Raw genomic sequence first — 16,879 nt, 5'->3', positions numbered from 1 at the left:
TGAGCTGTCCTGGGGACAACTCGACAAAATGTTGCGCGTGAACAAGCTGGGTGAAACGCAGTCTGTTCAGCATCGAATATTTATCACCGAGGCGCCCTGGTGGCGCGTCGCTACCGTGAGATAGCCGTCCTCCATGTTTGGTTCCAACGACGACAAGAAGACCCCAGCTGCGGCTGGCGAGAAAAAAGGCCTGTTCGGATGGCTGCGCAAGAAGCCGCAGGAAACCGTCGTCGAACAGCCGCAACCGCTGCCTGAGCCGGACGCCGAGGCGGTGGCCGAAGAAGCTGCCCCCATTCTCCTGCCGATTGCCGAGCCGGTGTTGCAACCGGCCGAGCCTGCGCCTGACTCGGCCGCGGAGCCGGTGGCCGAGCAACCGCTGACCCCGCCCGAAGGGCAAAGCCCCTGGCTGACCTTGCCCGTGGCGGAAGAACCGGTAGCGTTGGTGGAAGACGCACAGGCGTCGCAGGTCGCTCCGCCGATTCCGGCACTCACCCCATCCGTCGCGGCCCCGGCCGTGGAGCCGACCGTCGAAGTGCCGGTGCCTGCCATCACGCCTGTCGCAGCCCCAGCCGCCCCTGAACCGGAGCCCGTTGCAGTTGAGTTGCCAGCTCTCGCAGAGCCCGCGCCTGCCGCCGAAGAGAACAAGGTCGGTTTCTTCGCCCGCCTCAAGCAAGGCCTGTCCAAGACCAGCGCCAGCATCGGCGAAGGCATGGCCAGCCTGTTCCTGGGCAAGAAAGTCATCGACGACGAATTGCTGGAAGACATCGAAACCCGCTTGCTGACCGCCGATGTGGGCGTCGAGGCGACGTCGGTGATCATCCAGAGCCTGACTCAAAAGGTGGCGCGCAAGCAGCTCACCGACGCCGACGCTTTGTACAAGTCTTTGCAGGGCGAGTTGACCAACATGCTCAAGCCGGTGGAACAGCCGCTGGTAATTGCCGCGCAGAACAAGCCGTTCGTGATCCTGGTGGTGGGCGTCAACGGCGCCGGCAAGACCACGACCATCGGCAAACTGGCGAAGAAGCTGCAGTTGGAGGGCAAGAAAGTCATGCTCGCCGCCGGCGACACCTTCCGCGCCGCTGCGGTCGAACAGCTGCAAGTGTGGGGCGAGCGCAACAAGATTCCGGTAATCGCCCAGCACACCGGCGCCGACTCCGCTTCAGTGATTTTCGACGCCGTGCAGGCCGCCAAGGCCCGTGGCATCGATGTGCTGATTGCCGACACGGCCGGTCGCCTGCACACCAAAGACAACCTGATGGAAGAGTTGAAGAAGGTTCGCCGGGTGATCGGCAAGCTCGATGCCGACGCGCCCCATGAGGTGCTGTTGGTGCTGGACGCCGGCACCGGCCAGAACGCTATCAACCAGGCCAAGCAGTTCAACCAGACCGTCCAACTGACCGGACTGGCCCTGACCAAGCTCGACGGGACCGCCAAGGGCGGGGTGATTTTCGCCTTGGCCAAGCAGTTCGGTCTGCCGATTCGCTACATTGGCGTGGGTGAAGGCATCGACGATCTGCGCACCTTTGAAGCCGAGCCCTTTGTCCAGGCACTGTTTGCCGAGCGGGAGCACTCATGATTCGTTTCGAACAGGTCGGTAAACGCTATCCGAACGGACACGTCGGCTTGCATGAGCTGAGCTTTCGGGTCCGTCGTGGCGAGTTTCTGTTTGTCACCGGCCATTCTGGCGCCGGTAAAAGTACCTTGCTGCGCCTGCTGCTGGCGATGGAGCGGCCCACCACCGGCAAACTGCTGTTGGCCGGCCAGGACCTGAGCACCATCAGCAATGCCCAGATTCCTTTTTTGCGTCGGCAGATCGGCGTGGTGTTCCAGAATCACCAGTTGCTGTTCGATCGCACGGTGTTCAACAACGTGGCGTTGCCCTTGCAGATCCTTGGCCTGTCCAAGGCCGAGATCAACAAGCGCGTGGATTCGGCCCTGGAGCGTGTGGCGCTGTCGGACAAGACCGATCTGTACCCCGGCGACCTGTCCACCGGCCAGCAACAGCGCGTGGGCATCGCCCGCGCCATCGTTCATCGCCCGGCCTTGCTGCTGGCGGATGAACCTACCGGTAACCTGGACCCGCGTCTGGCGGCGGAAATCATGGGCGTATTCGAAGACATCAATCGCTTGGGCACCAGCGTGCTGATTGCCAGTCACGACCTGGCCCTGATCGCGCGCATGCGTCACCGCATGCTCACCTTGCAGCGCGGTCGACTGATCGGTGACGGGGAGGCTGGCGTATGAGTGCGACCCGCAGCCCCAAGGTGGCCGAGCGCGTGGCTCCGAAAGCCTCCGATCCGCAGCCGCCAAAGAAGAAGCGCGACGATGACGACGGCCCGGATTTCGCGACACTGTTTCACGCCTGGGTCGAAAGCCATCGCGCCAGCCTGCTGGACAGTCTGAAGCGCCTGGGCAAGCAGCCGATCGGCAGCTTTTTTACCTGCATGGTGATGGCGGTGGCCCTGAGTTTGCCCATGGGCCTGTCATTATTGCTAAGTAATGTGGAGCGCTTGGGTGGCTCCTGGCAGCGTGCGGCGCAGATTTCCCTGTATTTGCAGCTGGAAGCGAGCCCTGCCGAAGGCCAGGCGTTGCGCGAGCAGATCAAGGCCATGCCGGGCGTGGCCGACGCCGAATACATTGGTCGCGAACAGGCGCTGGAAGAGTTCCAGCAGCAGTCCGGCCTGGGCGATGCCCTCAAGGAACTGCCGGAAAATCCGCTGCCGGGTGTGGTACTGGTGACACCCGAGGAAGTCGACAAGCCAACCCTTGAAGCATTAAGACAAAGACTTTCCGAGTTGCCGAAGGTACAACAGGCGCAACTTGATCTAGTCTGGGTCGAGCGTCTTGCGGCGATCCTCAAGCTTGGCGACCGGTTTGTCTTCGGTCTGACGGTGCTTCTGGTTTCTGCATTACTTTTGGTGATAGGCAATACCATTCGTCTTCATATTGAAAACCGCCGCACCGAGATAGAAGTGATTAAACTCGTCGGCGGTACGGACAGTTATGTGCGCAGGCCCTTCCTTTACATGGGGGCGCTATATGGCTTCGGTGCCGGGATTCTGTCCTGGGGCGTATTGGCATTTGGCCTGGACTGGCTGAATGACGCGGTGGTGGGGCTGGCTGGTTTGTACGGCAGTGATTTTTCCCTGGCCGGAGTGCCAGCCGCCGACGGTCTGTCGCTCTTGCTTGGCGCGGTGCTGTTGGGTTATATCGGTGCATGGATTGCGGTAGCACGCCACTTGCGTGAGCTTGCTCCAAAATAGTGTTTTTTGCGCGTATTGACCTTTCGGTTTTTGTGGGAACTTGTCCTACGGTTCCCGGTCAATTTTCGCAGTGCTGAACTGCACGAGTTATGTGAGTCGGAGGTTTTTTTCGTATGACCACTTCTTTGCAACCTGCTTATGCTCTGGTCCCGGGTGCGAACCTGGAGGCCTATGTGCACACGGTGAACAGCATCCCTTTGCTGACGCCCGAGCAGGAGCGTGAACTGGCCGAGAGTCTCTATTATGAGCAGGATCTTGAGGCGGCTCGGCAGATGGTGCTCGCCCACCTGCGTTTTGTTGTACATATCGCCCGCAGCTATTCCGGCTACGGGCTGGCCCAGGCCGACCTGATCCAGGAAGGCAACGTCGGCCTGATGAAGGCGGTCAAGCGTTTCAACCCGGAAATGGGTGTGCGCCTGGTGTCGTTTGCAGTGCACTGGATCAAGGCGGAAATCCACGAGTTCATCCTGCGCAACTGGCGCATCGTGAAAGTCGCGACCACCAAGGCCCAGCGCAAGCTGTTCTTCAACCTGCGCAGCCAGAAGAAACGTCTGGCCTGGCTGAACAATGAAGAAGTCCATCGCGTGGCCGAGAGCCTGGGCGTCGAGCCGCGGGAAGTGCGCGAGATGGAAAGTCGTCTGACCGGCCATGACATGGCCTTCGACCCGGCCGCCGAAGCGGACGACGACAGCGCTTTCCAGTCGCCGGCCAACTATCTGGAAGACCACCGGTACGACCCGGCGCGTCAACTGGAAGACGCCGACTGGAGTGACAACTCCAACACCAACCTGCACGAAGCCCTGGAAGTGCTGGACGAGCGCAGTCGTGACATTCTCTACCAGCGCTGGCTGGCCGAGGAAAAAGCCACGTTGCACGACCTGGCACAGAAGTACAACGTGTCGGCCGAGCGAATTCGCCAGCTTGAGAAAAGCGCGATGAACAAGCTCAAGACGTCGATTGCTGCCTGACCTGCGCAACAGCCATAAAAAACGCCCCGATCAGTGATGATTGGGGCGTTTTTGTTCGGGCGGGCAAAATCCCTGTGGGAGCGGGCTTGCTCGCGAATGCGGTGTACCGGATACATTGATGTGGACTGACACACCGCATTCGCGAGCAAGCCCGCTCCCACAGGGGGTGTTCAGTGTCTTGGTTACTGCGCCCAAGGCGCCCGTCGCGAGTCATTGAGCCCCAGCAGGTAGCTGTCGCCCCCCAACTGGCTCATCTGTCGGCGAATCCAGTTCGCGCGCCGCAGTACATAAGGGCTCGGGCGTGCGGCGCTCCATACCCGGGGATTGGGCAGGACCGCCGCCAGCAGGCTGGCCTGTTGCCGGGACAATGCATCGGCGCCTACCCGAAAGTGATGCCGCGCCGCGGCTTCGGCGCCGAACACACCGTCATCCCACTCGACACTGTTGAGGTACACCTCGAGAATCCGCTGCTTGGGCCAGAGTATTTCGATCAGCGCGGTAAACCAGGCTTCCAGGCCCTTGCGCAGCCAACTGCGGCCCGGCCACAGGAAGAGGTTCTTGGATACTTGCTGGCTGAGGGTGCTCGCGCCGCGAATCGAGCCGCCACGTCCGTTATGGGTAAGCGCGGCCTGGATCGCACCGAAGTCGAAGCCCCAGTGCTCAGGAAATTTCTGGTCCTCGCCCGCGATTACCGCGATTTTGAGGTTGTCGGAAATCTGATCCCAGGGTTGCCAGGTACGCTGCAGGTCGATCGGCTCGCCACCGAACCAGGATTCAACCTTGCGCTCGATCATCAGCGCGGTGAACGGCGGCGGCACCACGCGAAACAGCAGTACCAGCACGACGCTGCCGACGGCGAACCAGAGCAGGGCTTTAACGAATCGTCGAAACAATGAACGCAACATAGAGATGGCTTGGCCGAACCCGTCGAGCGGGCCATTATACAGACCCTGTCCACCGAGTCTGACTGGAGTTCTCATGCTGCGTAGTTTTCTGATGCTGGCTGCTTTTTTCGGCTTCACCGGCGTGGCACTGGGAGCGTTTGCCGCCCACGGCCTGAAAAACCGTCTGAGCGCCGATTACCTGGCGATCTTTCATACCGGCGTCACCTATCAGTTGGTGCACACCCTGGCATTGCTGGGCGTCGCGCTGCTGGCCACGCACATCCCCGGTCGCATCGTCACCTGGGCCGGGATTTCGTTTGTCATCGGTATCCTGCTGTTCTCCGGGAGTCTTTATCTGCTGACGCTCACGGGGATCAGCAAACTGGGCATTATCACGCCGTTCGGTGGCGTAGCGTTTCTGATCGGTTGGCTGTGCCTGGGGCTTGCCGCCTGGCGGTTGGGCTGACCGCACGGTCCAATTCATGACGAATGGCTTGGGTCACCCAGACTGATCGGGCTAGAATGCCAGCCCCTAAAAATGATGGCGGCATCCGGCATGCGCATTCAGTTGAACGGCGAACCCCTTGATCTGCCTGACGGTGAAACCGTTGCGGCCCTGCTGACCCGTCTGGAACTAACCGGACGCCGCGTCGCGGTGGAGCTCAATCTGGATATCGTCCCGCGCAGCCAGCACGCCGACACCACGTTGAACGACGGCGACAGCGTCGAAGTGGTCCACGCCATCGGCGGCGGCTAGTCCCTGCGGTTTTACAGTATTTCGCAAGAACCTCACCCCAACAGAGGATTTCCCATGAGCATCGTTCGTAGCGACAAGCCCTTCGTCCTGGCCGGTCGTACCTACCAGTCGCGTTTGCTGGTTGGCACCGGCAAATACCGCGACATGGAAGAAACCCGCCTGGCCATCGAAGCCTCGGGCGCTGAAATCGTGACCGTTGCCGTGCGCCGCACCAACATCGGCCAGAACCCGGGCGAACCGAACCTGCTGGATATCCTGCCGCCAGATCGCTACACGATCCTGCCCAACACCGCCGGTTGCTTCGACGCCATCGAGGCCGTGCGCACCTGCCGCCTGGCCCGTGAGCTGCTCGACGGCCACAACCTGGTGAAACTGGAAGTGCTGGCGGACCAGAAAACCCTGTTCCCCAACGTGATCGAAACCCTCAAGGCCGCCGAAACCCTGGTCAAGGAAGGTTTCGACGTGATGGTCTACACCAGCGATGACCCGATCATCGCCCGTCAACTGGCGGAAATTGGCTGCATCGCGGTGATGCCGCTGGCCGGCCTGATCGGCACAGGCCTGGGGATCTGCAACCCGTACAACCTGCAGATCATCCTGGAAGAGGCCAAGATTCCGGTGTTGGTGGATGCCGGTGTCGGCACTGCGTCCGACGCCACTATCGCCATGGAACTGGGCTGTGAAGCCGTGCTGATGAACTCCGCTATTGCCCATGCCCAGCAACCGATCCTGATGGCCGAAGCCATGAAGCACGCCATTGTCGCTGGGCGTCTGGCGTACCTCGCCGGCCGCATGCCGAAAAAACTTTACGCCAGCGCCTCTTCGCCGCTGGATGGTCTGATCAAGTAAGAGCCATTGATGACTGAATCGAACGACACGCCTGTCCTGCCGGAAGAGGGCGAAGAGCGCCAGCACCGCCGCATCAAGAGTTTTGTGATGCGCGCCGGGCGCATGACCGAAGGCCAGCAACGTGGTCTTGAGCAGGGCGCACCGCGGTTCGTCCTGCCCCTGGCCGATGCGCCGGTGGATTTTGACCAGGTGTTCGGCCGCTCGGCGCCGCGCTCGCTGGAAATCGGCTTCGGCATGGGCCACTCGCTGCTGGAAATGGCCGCCGCGGCGCCGGAGCAGGATTTCATCGGTGTGGAAGTTCATCGTCCCGGTGTGGGCGCGCTGCTCAACGGCGTGTTGACCCAAGGGCTGACCAACCTGCGGGTCTACGACTGCGACGCCATCGAAGTGCTTAACCGCTGCGTGGCCGACAACAGTCTCGACCGGCTGATGCTGTTCTTCCCGGACCCATGGCACAAAAGCCGTCACCACAAGCGCCGCATCGTCCAGGCGTCGTTCGCTGAGCTGGTGCGCAGCAAGCTGAAGGTCGGCGGTGTGTTGCACATGGCCACCGACTGGGAGCCTTACGCCGAATACATGCTGGAAGTGATGAACGTCGCCCCGGGCTACCGCAACCTGGCCGAAGACGGCAAGTGCGTGCCGCGCCCGGCCGAACGACCGATCACCAAGTTCGAACGCCGTGGCGAACGCTTGGGGCATGGGGTTTGGGATTTGAAGTTCGAGAAGGTGGCGTAAGCACCCGAAGATCCTGTTGAAATGGGATCCCCTGTGGGAGCGAGCCTGCTCGCGAAGAGGGTGTGTCAGACGATGTTTCGTTGATTGACACACCGCATTCGCGAGCAGGCTCGCTCCCACATTTGTTTTGTGGTGTCTGTGGGATCAGCGACGATCCGCCACCACGCCAATCAACACCAGCACCACCAGCAGCACCGGCGCCAGGCTGTAGTTGTTGAACTGGCTCAAGCCCCGGACAATCCACGGCGTGGCGTAGATCAGCGCCGCGCCGCTGCCGATCATGCACAGCAGAGCGATCAGCGGGACGCGCAAGGCGCCGGCGATATTGCCAAGGCGTTGTTCGACCCAACCCTTGATGTCGGCACCAAACAGCACCAGCAGACACCCTACCAATGCCAGAGAGATTTCCGACAGGTTGCTGCGGCTCCAGCGGGACACGGTGGCGAGCAGGTCGAGTACCAGATCCATGGGGTTTCCTTGTGTGATTAGCTCAAAAATTTCTGCAACAGGTCATTGAGAAACAACTGTCCGCGCTCGGTGGCTGCCAGACGTGCCGGTTCGACCTGCAACAACCCGCTTTGTTCGGCCTCGCGTCGGCCTTCAGCCAGGCTTTGCAAGGGCAAGCCGGTGCGCTCGGGGTAAAGCTGCGCTTCCACGCCTTCGGTCAGGCGCAGCGCGTTCATCAGGAACTCGAAGGGCAGCTCTTCATTGCTCAGGGTCTTCTCGCCGGCCAGGAAGCGTTTGGCTGGGTTGAGGTAGTCCTTGGGCAGGCGGGTTTTCCAGGTGCGCACAATACGCCCGTCCGGATGGCTGAGCTTGCCGTGGGCACCGGCGCCGATGCCGATGAAGTCGCCGAAACCCCAGTAGTTGAGGTTATGCCGCGCCGGCCGGCCGGGTTGGGCGTAGGCCGAGACTTCGTATTGGCTGTAGCCATGTTCGGCCAGCAACGCTTGCCCGGCTTCCTGGATGTCCCACAGCGTGTCGTCTTCCGGCAAGGTCGGCGGCTGGTTCCAGAACACCGTGTTTGGCTCCAGGGTCAACTGATACCAGGACAGATGCGTGGGCTTCAACGCAATGGCTTGGCGCAAATCGCTCAAGGCGTCGTCCAGGGACTGATCGGGCAGGCCGTGCATCAGGTCCAGGTTGAAGTTGTCGAACCCGGCCTGACGAGCCATGCCGGCGGCACGCACAGCTTCGTCGCCGTTATGGATCCGGCCCAAAGCCTTGAGTTTGTCTTGCTGGAAGCTCTGGATGCCAATGGACAGGCGATTGATGCCCAGCGCCCGGTAAGCGACAAATTTCTCTTGTTCGAACGTCCCCGGGTTGGCTTCCAGGGTGATTTCAATGTCATGGGCGAAGGGTATTCGCGCTTCGACACCCTTGAGCAACCGGCCCAGGGCCTGGGCGCTGAACAGGCTTGGCGTGCCGCCGCCGAAAAAGATCGAGCTCAGTTCCCGGCCATGAACCCCGTGCAGGTCCTGATCGAGATCGGCCAACAAAGCGTCGACGTATTCCTCTTCGGGCAGCTGCGGGCTGGCGGTATGGGAGTTGAAATCGCAATAAGGGCATTTGCGTACACACCACGGAATGTGAATGTACAACGCCAGGGGCGGCAGCACTGGCAGCGGCGCCCGAGGCGTTTGCGCACCGCCATGGATCAGGGGTGCAGGGGACTCATCGATCATTGCAGACCCAGGCGTTGACGCAGCAGCGCCATGGCGCGGGCGCGATGGCTCAACTGGTTCTTTTCCACCGGGCCCAGCTCGGCGCTGGAGCAGTTGCGCTCCGGCACCCAGAACAGCGGATCGTAGCCAAAGCCGTGTTCGCCGCTGGCTTCAGTGAGAATGCGCCCGTGCCACAAGCCCTCGCAGAGGATCGGCAGTGGATCGTCGGCATGACGGACCAGGGCCAGCACGCAAACGAACTGCGCGCCGCGCTCGGCTTCGGGCACATCTCTGAGGGCCTCGAGCAGCTTGGCGTTGTTCGCCGCGTCGCCTTTGCCATCTGCGTAGCGGGCTGAATAGATGCCCGGTGCACCGCCGAGAACGTCCACCGCCAGCCCGGAATCGTCGGCCAACGCCGGCAGGCCCGAAATGCGCGCGGCGTTGCGGGCCTTGAGGATGGCGTTCTCGACGAACGACAGGCCGGTTTCTTCAGGTTCAACCTGACTGAACTCGCCAATCGAGCGCAACTGCACCGAGCCACCGAGCATGGCCTGGAGTTCCTTGAGTTTGCCGGCGTTGTGGCTGGCCAATACGAGTTGGGTGAAATTCATCATTGACCGGGGAACAGTTCCTGGTTGAAGTTGAGGGTGTTGATCTTGTCGCCTGTTTTTACCGTGATCTTGAAGGTACGGACTTCCTTCTGCTTCACCGGATATTGGGCGACGTAATAGGTTGCGTTTTGTTCGGGCACTTCCTTGAAGTTCAGTGTGACGCTGCTGCTGGTAAGGTCTGTGATTGACCCGCTGACCTGAGCCTTCAAAGGCTGGCTGTCCTTTATTGCCGAGATGATGATCACGCCCTGGTTCTTGTCGCGAGTCAGCCCGGCAGCCTTGGCGTTGTCCGGCGTCAGGAAGGTGGAGTTGAAGGTGTTGTAGTGCACGGTGATGTCACCGAACACTTCCTTGCGCTCGGCCTTGATGACGTCGGCGGCCATGGCGCCGGCGCTCAGGCAGGCGGTGATGAGAAACAACGCTAGACGTTTCATGTCGTGCTCCTGGTAAGGCCGGGGTTCACACCGCGACCTGATGATCGGCAAGGCCTGGGCTGCTGACCCGATAAATGCCTATTTCACCTAACAGATTAGGCCATAGCTTGCTGGCCCACCCGTGGCGGTGCTGCTGGTCCACCGCCAGGCGATCGATGACCTTGGCTTGGCGCTCGCGGCACAGCGCCTCGAAATCCTCGAAGGTGCAGAAGTGGATGTTCGGCGTGTTGTACCAGGTATAGGGCAGGAACTCCGACACCGGCATGCGGCCCTTGCTCGCCAGGTACCAGCGGCAGCGCCAGTGCCCGAAGTTGGGGAAGGTGATGATGCACTGGCGCCCGACCCGCAGCATTTCGTCGAGGATCTTGTCCGGGTAGTGCACCGCTTGCAGCGCCTGGGTCATGACCACGATGTCGAAGCTGTTGCTGGCGAAGTTGCCCAGGCCCTTGTCCAGGTCCTGCTCGATCACGTTGATGCCCTTGGCCACGCACTCGGCGATGTTGTCCGGGTCGTTTTCCAGGCCGTAGCCGGTGACTTGCTTGTGGTCGCGCAGCCAGGTCAGCAGTTCGCCGTTGCCACAGCCCAGGTCGAGCACGCGGCTGCCGGCGGGGATCCATTCCTGGATGATGTCCAGATCGGCTCTCATGGCGTCCTCACAGCGTTATACGGTTCATGTAGTTGCCGAACGCCTGCAGGTAGCGCGGGATCGGGATCAAAAAGGCGTCGTGACCCTGGGGCGCGTCGATTTCCAGGTAGCAGACGTCCTTGCGGGCAGCCATCAGCGCGTCCACCAGCTCCCGAGAGCGGGCCGGGGAGAAACGCCAGTCGGTGGTGAATGACATCACGCAGAACCTGGCGGTGGCGCCTGCAAAGGTTTTTGCCAGGTCATCGTCGAAGTTCGCCGCCGGATCGAAGTAGTCCAGGGCTTTCGTCATCAACAGGTAGGTGTTGGCATCGAAGCGTCCGGAGAATTCTTCGCCCTGGTAGCGCAGGTAGCTTTCCACCTGGAATTCGACGCTGTGGAAGTCGTAGTTGAGCTTTTCGCTCTTGAGACCGCGACCAAATTTCTCACCCATGGAATCATCGGACAGGTAGGTGATATGCCCGACCATCCGCGCCAGCATCAGCCCGCGCTTGGGGATCACGCCGTGTTCCTGGAACGAACCGCCGTGGAATTCCGGATCGGTGAGAATCGCCTGGCGCGCCACTTCGTTGAAGGCGATGTTCTGCGCCGACAGCTTGGGGGCCGAGGCGATTGCCAGGCAGTGGCGCACGCGGTCCGGGTAAGTGATGGTCCATTGCAGGGCTTGCATGCCGCCCAAGCTGCCGCCGATCACTGCGGCCCACTGGGTGATACCGAGGCGGTCCGCCAGGCGTGCCTGACTGTGGACCCAGTCTTCCACGGTCAGCACCGGAAAGTCAGCGCCGAAGGGTTTGCCGGTGTCTGGATTGACGCTGCTGGGGCCGGTGGAGCCATTGCAACCACCGAGGTTGTTCAGGCTGACCACGAAGAACTTGTTGGTGTCGATGGGCTTGCCCGGGCCGATGCAACTGTCCCACCAGCCCGGCTTGCGGTCGTCGACACTGTGATAGCCGGCGGCGTGGTGATGCCCCGACAGGGCGTGGCAAATCAGCACGGCATTGCTCGCCGTGGCATTGAGGGTGCCGTAGGTTTCGAAAATCAGGTCATAGGCTGGCAACGAACGGCCGCAGGCCAGGGCCAGGGGCTCGCTGAAATGCGCCATTTGTGGCGTCACCAGACCAACGGAATCGGGGGGGAAGGCAGCTGGCATCGACCCTGCTCTCGTTGAAATGAGGCGTAAGTCTAAAGACCGCTGTGGCAAGCGGCAAGCAAAGGCCGGAGCTGATTGTCCACCCGCTGCAAACCCTGTGGGAGCAAGGCTTGCCCGCGATGAGGACGATGCGGTCCTGTAGGAGCTGTCGAGTGCAACGAGGCTGCGATCTTTCCCCGGACAATTGAGTCGCAAGCGAAAGATCAAAAGATCGCAGCCTTCGGCAGCTCCTACAGGGTTAGATCAGCAGCCGCAGGATTTCCGGCATCATGGTCATCGCCGCGAGGTTGTTGATCACCAGCATGTCGATCAGCTTGAGCACCAGGAACGCCAGGATCGGCGAGATATCCAGGCCCCCCAGGTTCGGCACGATGCGGCGGAACGGTGCCAGCGCCGGCTCGCAGATCTGGTTCACCAGCTCGGCGCCCGGGTTGTGGCTGCCGGGAGCGACCCAGGACAGGATTACGCTGATGATCAGGGCGAAGAAGAAAATCTTCAGGAACAGCGCAGTCACGCCAATGATCGACCAGATCAGCAGTTGCAGCGGGTTGCCGGTGGTGCCGTAGGTCAGCAGCAGGGTCAGGGCCATCAGCGCCAGTTGCACGATGATCGCCAGTACCAGCGACGACATGTCCAGGCCGAACACGCTCGGAATGATCCGGCGCAATGGCTTGAGCAATGGCTGGGTGGCCTTGACGATGAACTGGCACAGCGGGTTGTAGAAGTTGGCGCGCACCAGTTGCAACACAAAGCGCAGCAGTACGATCAGCAGGTACAGGCTGCCGAGGGTTTGCAGCACGTAGACCGCTGCAGTGTTCAATCCGATCATGAATGGCTCCTTATTGGCCCAGTTGTTCGGCCATTTCGGCCGAGCGGTGCGCGGCGGCGCCGAGTGCTTTTTCTACCAGGGCTTCGAAGCCCCCGGCCTGGAACGATTTAATGGCGGCTTCCGTGGTGCCGGCTGGCGAGGTCACCCGGCGACGCAGTTCGGCCGCATCGACATCGCTGGACACGGCCATGTGCGCGGCGCCCAGGGCGGTCTGCAACGTCAGCTTGGCGGCGGTTTCGCGCGGCAGGCCGAGTTTTTCACCGGCGGCGGTCATGGCTTCGATCAGCAGGAAGAAGTAGGCCGGGCCCGAGCCGGACACGGCCGTCACCGCATCCAGTTGCTGCTCGGTTTCCAGCCACAGTGCCAGGCCGACGGCCGATAGCAGTTGTTCGGCCTGCTGGCGCTGTTCGGCGCTCACGTGTGCGGTCGCGAACAGCCCACTGACGCCCTGGCGCAGCAGCGCCGGAGTATTGGGCATGCAACGCACGATTGGCTGGGCACCGAGCCAGTTATTCATGCTGGCGCAGGTGATGCCGGCGGCGATCGACACTACCAGTTGATGGGGTTTGAGGCTCGGGCGAAGGGCTTCGCACACGGCTTTCATCGCCTGTGGCTTGACCGCCAGCACGACGACGTCCGCGCCCTCGATGGCCTGGGCGTTGTCGGCGAACGTGTCGATGCCGTGCTCTGTGCTCACCCGGGCGCGGGTCTCGGCCCCCGGATCGCTGGCGCGGATCTGCGAAGCGTCCAGACCCTTGGCCCGCAGGCCGCCGATCAGGCTGGCGGCCATGTTGCCGGCGCCGATGAAGGCAATACGTGTGTTGCTCATGACAGGTCCTTGATTAGAGAGTTGAGTCAGCATGGCTTACGGCTAGCTACGGCTATAGTCGCGCGCGCCAAACAGCGCTGTACCGATCCGCACCCAGGTGGCGCCCTGGGCAATGGCCGACTCGAGGTCGTGGCTCATGCCCATGGAAAGGGTGTCCAGCGGTAGCTTCAGATCGGCTTGCAAGCGTTGAACTGCTGCGAAGGCGGCATCTTGGGCGGCACGCTCCTCGGTGGGTTCGGGAATCGCCATCAACCCACGCAGCTTCAGGCGTGGCAACGCGCTGATGGCGCTGGCCAGAGCGGGCAGGTCCGCCGCGGTGCAGCCGGATTTGCTGTCTTCACCGCTGACGTTGACCTGGATGCAGATGTTCAGCGGCGGCAGGTCGGCCGGGCGCTGCTCGGACAGGCGTTGTGCAATTTTCAAACGATCCACGGAATGCACCCAGTCGAAATGTTCGGCGATAGCGCGCGTCTTGTTCGATTGAATGGGGCCGATGAAGTGCCAGATCAAGGGCAGGTCGGTCAGTTCGGCCTGTTTGCCCAGCGCCTCCTGCAGATAGTTCTCGCCAAAATCCCGCAGGCCGGCGGCATAGGCTTCACGCAGGGCCTGGGCGGGCTTGGTCTTGCTCACCGCCAGCAGCTGCACGCTGTGTTCGTCGCGGTGGGCGGCTTGTTCGGCTGCGCGGATACGCGATCTAACCTGAGCAATGTTGTCTGCTATCGTGGACATAAAGAAGCGCCAGCGGTGAGGTTCGCGGCATTCTACTGGAATTGAGGAGCGCTATGGATATCACTGAGTTACTGGCGTTCAGCGCCAAACAGGGCGCATCGGACCTGCACTTGTCCGCCGGGCTGCCGCCGATGATCCGTGTCGATGGCGATGTGAGGCGGATCAACCTGCCGGCCCTGGACCACAAGCAGGTTCATGAGCTGATCTACGACATCATGAACGACCGGCAGCGGGTGGATTACGAGAAGTTTCTGGAAACCGACTTTTCCTTCGACGTGCCGGGCGTCGCACGGTTCCGGGTCAATGCGTTCAACCAGAATCGCGGTGCAGGTGCGGTGTTCCGAACCATCCCGTCGAAAGTCCTGACCATGGAAGACCTAGGGATGGGCGATGTGTTTCGCAAAGTGACCGAGGCGCCTCGCGGGCTGGTGTTGGTGACTGGGCCGACCGGCTCCGGCAAGTCCACCACCCTGGCGGCGATGATCGACTACCTCAACACCCACAAACACCATCACATCCTCACCATCGAAGACCCCATCGAGTTTGTCCACGAGCCGCGCAAATGCCTGATCAACCAGCGCGAAGTGCACCGCGACACCCAAAGTTTCTCCACGGCCCTACGCTCAGCCCTGCGCGAAGACCCGGACGTGATTCTGGTGGGAGAGATGCGTGACCTGGAGACCATCCGCCTGGCCCTGACCGCCGCCGAAACCGGTCACCTGGTGTTCGGCACCTTGCACACCACCTCGGCGGCCAAGACCATCGACCGGGTGGTGGACGTGTTCCCGGGGGATGAGAAATCCATGGTCCGTTCGATGTTGTCCGAGTCCTTGCAGGCGGTGATCTCACAGACGCTGGTCAAGAAGATCGGCGGCGGCCGGGTCGCGGCGCATGAAATCATGCTGGGAACGTCGGCGATCCGTAACCTGATCCGCGAAGACAAAATCGCCCAGATGTACTCGTCGATCCAGACCGGTGGCTCGCTAGGGATGCAGACGCTGGATATGTGTTTGAAGGATCTGGTGAGCAAAGGCTTGATCAGCCGCGAGCATGCGCGGGAGAAGGCGCGTACGCCGGATAACTTCTGAGAAGAAATTTCTGTGGCGTTTTCGAGGGCCTCTTCGCGAGCAAGCCCGCTCCCACATTGGGTCCGAGGTGTTCACAAGTTATGTGATCACTGGAGATCCAATGTGGGAGCGGGCTTGCTCGCGAAGGGGTAATCAGCCGCGACACAAATACTGGATCAGCGCTGAACCACCTGCATCCCTTTCGGCTCTTTGGGCTGAACCCGTTTGGCAACCACGTAATGTTTGTTCCAGTACGGCTTGTTCAACGTGTCGATAGAGACCGACTTTCCACGACGTGGAGCGTGGATGAAGCGGTCGTTGCCCAGGTAGATGGCCACGTGGTTGACCCGGCGGCTCTTGAGCTTGAAGAAAATCAGGTCGCCGGGCTTGAGGTCCTTGCGATCGACTTTCTGCCCATGACCGCTGGCCATTGCATTGGAGGTGCGCGGCAGGTCGAAGGAGGCATCGTTAAAGGCGTACTTCACCAGGCCGCTGCAATCGAAACCTTTGCTTGGGCTGCTGCCGCCCCAACGGTAAGGTGTGCCCAGGACATTCACGGCACGACTCAACACATTGCTGGTCGCTTTCGTCGCCATGGGCGGAACCAGCTTGCTGTTGGCAGTGCGCACGCGCTGGGCGTATTGCTTGTTCTTGCTCGAAGGAGCAGAAACATGGGATTTAGGGGTGTAGCCGTTGACGTTGGGAAGACGTTGCTCACGATTGGTGGCGTGGGCGGCCAAGGGCAATAATAGGCAAATGGTTAGCCATGTCTTGAAAAATGGACGCATTAGGCAGGGCTCTTGAAGGTAAGCGCGCAACTTTATAACAGCTTTTTTTACGGTTCCGAGGCCGTTTGTCGAATCGCAACGTGGGGTGAAACCCGCATATTTGCGACAAATTGCCCTGATTGTCCGACAGAACCCCGACAGTACGGGGGTTTCCCGGGTTCCGGATGCTCGGGACCGCTTGTCGGCAATCCATAAAAAAGTCACAAATAATCCGAACAAATTTATCTATCGAGGCAAAAGAGGCGATTCATGAACAGCTATCAGCAGGACGCTTTACGCGATACCCACAGCAAAGTGATCGGCTATCTCTTGTGGATTTTCGGCTTTACCGGCGCCCACCGCTTCTATTACGGCAAGCCGGTCACCGGCACGATCTGGTTTTTCACCTTTGGCTTGTTGGGCATCGGCTGGCTGATCGACCTGTTCCTGATTCCAGCCATGGATCGGGAGGCCGATCTGCGCTTCACCCCGGGTCCCCTCGAGTACAGCGTGGCGTGGATTCTGCTGACGTTTCTCGGTGTGCTGGGTGTGCACCGCATGTACCAGGGCAAATGGCTCACCGGCATCCTCTACCTGCTGACCGGCGGGGTGTTTTTCCTGGGGGTGCTGTATGACTTCTGGACGCTGAATGATCAGGTCTCGATTCGTAATGCGCAGAAGCGCGGGGCTTTTCACTAAG

The 16,879-nt window shown here is 61.0% G+C and carries 21 protein-coding genes; 10 read left to right on the top strand and 11 right to left on the bottom strand.

All coding sequences use genetic code 11. The features are described from left to right. Positions 1-133 precede the first annotated feature (133 nt). From ftsY to rpoH, 4 genes are all read left to right on the top strand, one after another. Positions 134-1,576, top strand: a complete 1,443-nt coding sequence (gene ftsY, locus BM132_RS01695) for a signal recognition particle-docking protein FtsY (RefSeq protein ID WP_092452670.1) — start codon at positions 134-136, stop codon at positions 1,574-1,576. Then, a complete protein-coding gene (ftsE, locus tag BM132_RS01690) occupies positions 1,573-2,244 on the top strand; it encodes a cell division ATP-binding protein FtsE (RefSeq protein WP_030137923.1) in 672 nt (223 codons plus the stop codon). The genes ftsY and ftsE overlap by 4 nt, the downstream gene beginning before the upstream one ends. Beyond that, positions 2,241-3,263: a permease-like cell division protein FtsX gene (gene ftsX / locus BM132_RS01685; RefSeq protein WP_092395440.1), complete on the top strand. Its 1,023-nt coding sequence runs from the start codon at positions 2,241-2,243 to the stop codon at positions 3,261-3,263. Before ftsE ends, ftsX begins: the two co-directional genes overlap by 4 nt. Positions 3,264-3,376: 113 nt before the next feature. After that, the gene (gene rpoH, locus BM132_RS01680) at positions 3,377-4,231 is read left to right on the top strand and encodes an RNA polymerase sigma factor RpoH (protein WP_092395442.1); all 855 of its coding nucleotides are present in this window, start codon (positions 3,377-3,379) and stop codon (positions 4,229-4,231) included. A 182-nt stretch (positions 4,232-4,413) separates the two neighbouring features. On the opposite strand, the gene mtgA is transcribed toward rpoH, so the two are convergent. Next, on the bottom strand, positions 4,414-5,136 hold the full coding sequence (mtgA, locus tag BM132_RS01675) for a monofunctional biosynthetic peptidoglycan transglycosylase (RefSeq protein WP_092452667.1): 723 nt from the start codon (positions 5,134-5,136) through the stop codon (positions 4,414-4,416). 73 nt (positions 5,137-5,209) lie between these two features. Here mtgA and BM132_RS01670 point away from each other — a divergent pair, with 73 nt between their 5' ends. The 4 genes from BM132_RS01670 to trmB all read left to right on the top strand — a co-directional run bounded on the left by BM132_RS01670 (position 5,210) and on the right by trmB (position 7,456). Further along, a complete protein-coding gene (locus tag BM132_RS01670; protein ID WP_047226019.1) occupies positions 5,210-5,581 on the top strand; it encodes a DUF423 domain-containing protein in 372 nt (123 codons plus the stop codon). 90 nt (positions 5,582-5,671) lie between these two features. Continuing rightward, entirely contained in the window at positions 5,672-5,872 is a 201-nt protein-coding gene (gene thiS, locus BM132_RS01665) for a sulfur carrier protein ThiS (protein WP_160893822.1), read from the top strand. 54 nt (positions 5,873-5,926) lie between these two features. Further along, entirely contained in the window at positions 5,927-6,721 is a 795-nt protein-coding gene (locus BM132_RS01660; RefSeq protein ID WP_003177480.1) for a thiazole synthase, read from the top strand. 9 nt (positions 6,722-6,730) lie between these two features. Next, positions 6,731-7,456 carry a tRNA (guanosine(46)-N7)-methyltransferase TrmB gene (trmB, locus tag BM132_RS01655; protein WP_092452664.1) on the top strand — a complete coding sequence of 242 codons (726 nt, stop codon included), beginning with the start codon at positions 6,731-6,733 and terminating at the stop codon, positions 7,454-7,456. A gap of 144 nt (positions 7,457-7,600) precedes the next feature. Here the strand turns inward: trmB and BM132_RS01650 are convergent, their stop codons facing one another. The 9 genes from BM132_RS01650 to BM132_RS01610 form a co-directional block, all read right to left on the bottom strand. Further along, positions 7,601-7,924 (bottom strand): DUF3392 domain-containing protein, encoded by a 324-nt coding sequence (locus tag BM132_RS01650; RefSeq protein WP_092395450.1) that lies wholly within the window; start codon positions 7,922-7,924, stop codon positions 7,601-7,603. A 17-nt stretch (positions 7,925-7,941) separates the two neighbouring features. Further along, a complete protein-coding gene (gene hemW, locus BM132_RS01645) occupies positions 7,942-9,141 on the bottom strand; it encodes a radical SAM family heme chaperone HemW (RefSeq protein WP_092452660.1) in 1,200 nt (399 codons plus the stop codon). Then, positions 9,138-9,734 carry an RdgB/HAM1 family non-canonical purine NTP pyrophosphatase gene (gene rdgB, locus BM132_RS01640; protein ID WP_092452656.1) on the bottom strand — a complete coding sequence of 199 codons (597 nt, stop codon included), beginning with the start codon at positions 9,732-9,734 and terminating at the stop codon, positions 9,138-9,140. The genes hemW and rdgB overlap by 4 nt, the downstream gene beginning before the upstream one ends. Further along, positions 9,731-10,165 (bottom strand): DUF4426 domain-containing protein, encoded by a 435-nt coding sequence (locus BM132_RS01635; RefSeq protein WP_092452653.1) that lies wholly within the window; start codon positions 10,163-10,165, stop codon positions 9,731-9,733. Before BM132_RS01635 ends, rdgB begins: the two co-directional genes overlap by 4 nt. Before the next feature lie 25 nt (positions 10,166-10,190). Next, positions 10,191-10,811, bottom strand: coding sequence for a methionine biosynthesis protein MetW (metW, locus tag BM132_RS01630; RefSeq protein ID WP_047226012.1), 621 nt, complete (start codon positions 10,809-10,811; stop codon positions 10,191-10,193). A 7-nt stretch (positions 10,812-10,818) separates the two neighbouring features. Then, positions 10,819-11,958: a homoserine O-succinyltransferase MetX gene (locus tag BM132_RS01625; RefSeq protein WP_092452650.1), complete on the bottom strand. Its 1,140-nt coding sequence runs from the start codon at positions 11,956-11,958 to the stop codon at positions 10,819-10,821. A 238-nt stretch (positions 11,959-12,196) separates the two neighbouring features. Beyond that, entirely contained in the window at positions 12,197-12,787 is a 591-nt protein-coding gene (locus BM132_RS01620) for a YggT family protein (RefSeq protein WP_047226010.1), read from the bottom strand. 10 nt (positions 12,788-12,797) lie between these two features. After that, positions 12,798-13,616, bottom strand: a complete 819-nt coding sequence (gene proC, locus BM132_RS01615) for a pyrroline-5-carboxylate reductase (protein ID WP_092452647.1) — start codon at positions 13,614-13,616, stop codon at positions 12,798-12,800. 42 nt (positions 13,617-13,658) lie between these two features. After that, on the bottom strand, positions 13,659-14,345 hold the full coding sequence (locus tag BM132_RS01610) for a YggS family pyridoxal phosphate-dependent enzyme (RefSeq protein WP_047226008.1): 687 nt from the start codon (positions 14,343-14,345) through the stop codon (positions 13,659-13,661). 53 nt (positions 14,346-14,398) lie between these two features. Between BM132_RS01610 and BM132_RS01605 the strand changes: the two genes are divergently transcribed. Next, the gene (locus BM132_RS01605) at positions 14,399-15,433 is read left to right on the top strand and encodes a type IV pilus twitching motility protein PilT (protein ID WP_092395464.1); all 1,035 of its coding nucleotides are present in this window, start codon (positions 14,399-14,401) and stop codon (positions 15,431-15,433) included. A 155-nt stretch (positions 15,434-15,588) separates the two neighbouring features. Here the strand turns inward: BM132_RS01605 and BM132_RS01600 are convergent, their stop codons facing one another. Further along, positions 15,589-16,200, bottom strand: coding sequence for a C40 family peptidase (locus BM132_RS01600; protein WP_092395466.1), 612 nt, complete (start codon positions 16,198-16,200; stop codon positions 15,589-15,591). A gap of 249 nt (positions 16,201-16,449) precedes the next feature. Here BM132_RS01600 and BM132_RS01595 point away from each other — a divergent pair, with 249 nt between their 5' ends. Next, positions 16,450-16,878, top strand: coding sequence for an NINE protein (locus BM132_RS01595; RefSeq protein WP_047226005.1), 429 nt, complete (start codon positions 16,450-16,452; stop codon positions 16,876-16,878). The last annotated feature ends 1 nt before the right edge of the window (position 16,879 follow it).

It is taken from the genome of Pseudomonas sp. NFACC45 (assembly GCF_900113505.1).
In the GTDB taxonomy this organism is placed as follows: domain Bacteria; phylum Pseudomonadota; class Gammaproteobacteria; order Pseudomonadales; family Pseudomonadaceae; genus Aquipseudomonas; species Aquipseudomonas tehranensis.
Note: the sequence above shows the minus strand (reverse complement) of the source record. Positions and strands in the feature narration are given on the sequence as shown.

What these genes read in the sequence shown, in the direction of transcription:
- BM132_RS01650 (WP_092395450.1), bottom strand. Translation starts at nt 7,924, where the DNA reads ATGGATCTGGTACTCGACCTGCTCGCCACCGTGTCCCGCTGGAGCCGC.
- ftsE (WP_030137923.1), top strand. Translation starts at nt 1,573, where the DNA reads ATGATTCGTTTCGAACAGGTCGGTAAACGCTATCCGAACGGACACGTC.
- BM132_RS01660 (WP_003177480.1), top strand. Translation starts at nt 5,927, where the DNA reads ATGAGCATCGTTCGTAGCGACAAGCCCTTCGTCCTGGCCGGTCGTACC.
- BM132_RS01635 (WP_092452653.1), bottom strand. Translation starts at nt 10,165, where the DNA reads ATGAAACGTCTAGCGTTGTTTCTCATCACCGCCTGCCTGAGCGCCGGC.
- BM132_RS01600 (WP_092395466.1), bottom strand. Translation starts at nt 16,200, where the DNA reads ATGCGTCCATTTTTCAAGACATGGCTAACCATTTGCCTATTATTGCCC.
- BM132_RS01625 (WP_092452650.1), bottom strand. Translation starts at nt 11,958, where the DNA reads ATGCCAGCTGCCTTCCCCCCCGATTCCGTTGGTCTGGTGACGCCACAA.
- BM132_RS01610 (WP_047226008.1), bottom strand. Translation starts at nt 14,345, where the DNA reads ATGTCCACGATAGCAGACAACATTGCTCAGGTTAGATCGCGTATCCGC.
- BM132_RS01595 (WP_047226005.1), top strand. Translation starts at nt 16,450, where the DNA reads ATGAACAGCTATCAGCAGGACGCTTTACGCGATACCCACAGCAAAGTG.
- ftsX (WP_092395440.1), top strand. Translation starts at nt 2,241, where the DNA reads ATGAGTGCGACCCGCAGCCCCAAGGTGGCCGAGCGCGTGGCTCCGAAA.
- proC (WP_092452647.1), bottom strand. Translation starts at nt 13,616, where the DNA reads ATGAGCAACACACGTATTGCCTTCATCGGCGCCGGCAACATGGCCGCC.
- thiS (WP_160893822.1), top strand. Translation starts at nt 5,672, where the DNA reads ATGCGCATTCAGTTGAACGGCGAACCCCTTGATCTGCCTGACGGTGAA.
- BM132_RS01620 (WP_047226010.1), bottom strand. Translation starts at nt 12,787, where the DNA reads ATGATCGGATTGAACACTGCAGCGGTCTACGTGCTGCAAACCCTCGGC.
- rdgB (WP_092452656.1), bottom strand. Translation starts at nt 9,734, where the DNA reads ATGATGAATTTCACCCAACTCGTATTGGCCAGCCACAACGCCGGCAAA.
- hemW (WP_092452660.1), bottom strand. Translation starts at nt 9,141, where the DNA reads ATGATCGATGAGTCCCCTGCACCCCTGATCCATGGCGGTGCGCAAACG.
- rpoH (WP_092395442.1), top strand. Translation starts at nt 3,377, where the DNA reads ATGACCACTTCTTTGCAACCTGCTTATGCTCTGGTCCCGGGTGCGAAC.
- mtgA (WP_092452667.1), bottom strand. Translation starts at nt 5,136, where the DNA reads ATGTTGCGTTCATTGTTTCGACGATTCGTTAAAGCCCTGCTCTGGTTC.
- trmB (WP_092452664.1), top strand. Translation starts at nt 6,731, where the DNA reads ATGACTGAATCGAACGACACGCCTGTCCTGCCGGAAGAGGGCGAAGAG.
- BM132_RS01605 (WP_092395464.1), top strand. Translation starts at nt 14,399, where the DNA reads ATGGATATCACTGAGTTACTGGCGTTCAGCGCCAAACAGGGCGCATCG.
- ftsY (WP_092452670.1), top strand. Translation starts at nt 134, where the DNA reads ATGTTTGGTTCCAACGACGACAAGAAGACCCCAGCTGCGGCTGGCGAG.
- BM132_RS01670 (WP_047226019.1), top strand. Translation starts at nt 5,210, where the DNA reads ATGCTGCGTAGTTTTCTGATGCTGGCTGCTTTTTTCGGCTTCACCGGC.
- metW (WP_047226012.1), bottom strand. Translation starts at nt 10,811, where the DNA reads ATGAGAGCCGATCTGGACATCATCCAGGAATGGATCCCCGCCGGCAGC.